Here is a 2,490-nt window from a genome sequence, read left to right on the forward strand (position 1 = left end):
TCGGGCTTAAAGAAATTTTTTCATACCGCAACCACTTCCAAAAGTGAGATTGCGAAACGCTTACAAGCACATTAAAACAACTGTTGTAATAGGAGTTTAGAAAGTCATTTCTGAAGCTCCAAAACTATAAAAGAAGAACTCAACGCGGGCAAAAGCTGCGTTGAATGTAATAACAAAACTCGATGTGCTTTATAAAAATCCTAACAAGGAGAAAAACAATATGCGGAAAAGTTTAATTGCGCGCTCACTCGCCCTCGTGGGGGGAGCGTTACTGTCTGCGACCACCTTTGCAAAGCAACCGAACATTCTCGTGATTTGGGGGGATGATATTGGTTGGCAGAACGTGAGTGCTTACGGTATGGGAACTATGGGATATACCACGCCAAACATTGACAGTATTGGTAAACAAGGGATTCGATTTGTCGATCACTATGCGCAGCCAAGTTCGACTGCGGGGCGTGCTTCCTTCATTACGGGGCAGTATCCAATTCGTTCGGGCATGACCACAGTCGGTCAACCTGGGGATGCGTTGGGCTTAAGTGCAAAATCTCCAAGTTTGGCTGAAGTGTTGAAAGGTGCAGGCTATGCCACAGGTCAGTTTGGTAAAAACCATTTGGGTGACCGTAACGAACATTTACCCACCGTACATGGCTTCGATGAGTTCTATGGCAACCTCTATCACTTGAACACGCAAGAAGAAGCAGAACAGCGTGACTATCAAGCCTTTGGTAAAAAATTCTCAGGCAATATCGAAGATTATGAAAAACAATTTGGTACCCGAGGCGTACTGCATTGCTTTGCATCGTCAAAAAGTGACAGTACTGATGACCCGCGCTTTGGCAAGATGGGGAAACAAACTTGTAAAGATACGGGACCTTTGACGCAGGAGCGAATGAAAGATTTCGATGCCAGCGAAATTATCCCAAATGCCGAACGTTTCATGAAGCAGGCGAAAGTAGATGGTAAGCCATTCTTTGTGTGGATGAACACCAGCCGTATGCACTTGTATACACGCTTGAATGATAAATGGCGTTATGCGGCAGAGAAATATACCTCTGAGGCAGATTATCATGGCAGTGGGATGTTGCAACATGACCACGATATTGGCTTGGTACTGCAATTCTTAAAAGACAATGGTCTTGATGAAAATACCATCATTTGGTACTCAACGGATAATGGTCCAGAACATTCTTCATGGCCGCATGGTGCAACCACACCATTCCGTGGCGAAAAAATGACGACCTATGAAGGTGGTGTCCGTGTCGTTTCCATGTTGAAATGGCCGGGTGTGATTCAGCCAGATCAAATCAAAAACGGTATTCAGACCCATATGGATATGTTCACTTCACTTGCAACAGCGGCAGGTGTGCCAAATGTAGCGGATAAAGTGATGAAGGAGAAAAAGCAGTATATTGACGGTGTGAACAACGTTCCATACTGGACCAATCAAACTGAAGATTCAGCGCGTAACAGCATGTTCTACTACTATGAGAACAAGCTCACGGCAGTGCGTATGGGACCGTGGAAATTCCATTTCTCGACCAAAGAAGACTACTATGCCAATGTAGTGCCTTTAACGGTGCCGAAGGTATTTAACTTGCGTATGGACCCAATGGAATCTTATGACAATAAAGATTCAGAAGGACATTTAATGCAAAAAGTGAGTTGGTTGATGTCCCCAATGAACAAGTTGGTAGGGGCACATATCAAGACTTTGCAAGACTATCCGCCAGTGCAAGGCAGTAAGTCATTTGATATGTCTAACCTCGTGGGTGATGCGATTTCAAAAGGTCGCGAATAATCCATTTTTGGGGGCTAAACTGGAAAATCTGGTTTAGTCCTTTTTCTTATTTAAAATATTACAACTGAGAAATCATCATGCATTTCTCACTAATTATTGACTATACAAAAAGATAAGATGCTGAATAATAATTTAAAAAATCTGCTTAAAACACTTCTAACGTATGTATGTTCACCAATTCAAATCCGATGATTCACCTGGGTAAAACCATTAAAATTACCATTCTTTAGGGTGGTTTTAATCAAGTCAAAGTTTGCTAAGTTTCTAAATGCAATGCCCAATGCTGGATAGCTCAATAATCATATGTATCACTCAAATGGAATGAGTGTATTTCATTCATCTTGCATGAAAAATGGGCTGAGTGACATCTGAATGATGAACATGGAAATAAAGAGATCACGAGTCTTTAGTCGTGTCAGGATTTCCCCCCGATTTTAAGACCTAACAAAAATTGTGATGCTGTGAAAGCACGCCCAGCTGTGTATACCTTCAGTTGAAGTGCTAATCATGATGGTTTGAAGTCTCTTTTCTATATCAATCAGAACTTATGACGATCGCAACTGTATGGATGACAAGATGCGCCTAATCCCAACTCAAGCCGAATCCCCACCGTTAAGAACCATGCAATTGCAGGGGGAGACCTATCGTTATCATGTCATGATTAAGCCTTCAGGCGCACAGTGTAATTT

1 protein-coding gene is annotated in these 2,490 nt (G+C 42.3%); it reads left to right on the forward strand.

What is annotated here, in order from left to right:
- Positions 1–220 precede the first annotated feature (220 nt).
- Positions 221–1,801, forward strand: a complete 1,581-nt coding sequence (locus tag MKI85_RS16865; protein ID WP_241629465.1) for an arylsulfatase — start codon at positions 221–223, stop codon at positions 1,799–1,801.
- The last annotated feature ends 689 nt before the right edge of the window (positions 1,802–2,490 follow it).

Origin of the sequence: Acinetobacter zhairuonensis (assembly GCF_022601715.1) — a bacterium.
Lineage (GTDB): Bacteria > Pseudomonadota > Gammaproteobacteria > Pseudomonadales > Moraxellaceae > Acinetobacter.